This is a genomic window from Ralstonia sp. OTU4908 (assembly GCF_038440115.1).
Classification (GTDB): Bacteria; Pseudomonadota; Gammaproteobacteria; order Burkholderiales; family Burkholderiaceae; genus Ralstonia; species Ralstonia pickettii.
The window spans coordinates 1-445 of the sequence record NZ_JASATD010000106.1 but is presented as its reverse complement, the minus strand read 5'-3'; the positions used below and the strand labels follow the sequence as shown (position 1 = coordinate 445).

Genomic DNA, 445 nt, shown 5'->3' with positions numbered 1-445 from the left:
TGGCGCATAGGCCCACAGGTAGGCGCGGTGCGTCTTGCCATTGCCGGGCGAGAGCATCTGCACTGGTGTTTCGTCGGCTTGCAGAACACCGTGGGTCAGAACCTCTTCTTGCAGGGCGTCCACCAGCGGCTGCAGACGCACGCCACAGATACCCACCCACGCGCCCAGCGTCGACGGCGGGATGGCCAGACCGGCGCGCGCATAGATCCGCTCCTGCCGATACAGGGGAAGGTGGTCGCCGAACTTGGACACCAGCGTATGTGCCAGCAGCCCGGCCGTCGGGATGCCTTTGTCGATGACGTGGGGCGGCACCGGCGCCTGCACCAGCGTCTCGCACTGATCGCACACCCATTTGCCACGGATGTGACGCTCCACAGTGAACGTGCCCGGCGTGTAGTCCAGCTTCTCGCTGATGTCTTCGCCTATGCGCTTGAGCGCACACCCG

1 protein-coding gene is annotated in these 445 nt (G+C 65.4%); it reads right to left on the bottom strand.

Annotated elements, in window-relative coordinates; genetic code table 11:
- On the bottom strand, positions 1-445 hold a 445-nt coding region (locus tag AAHM38_RS25525), incomplete at both ends, for an IS66 family transposase (RefSeq protein WP_342234429.1).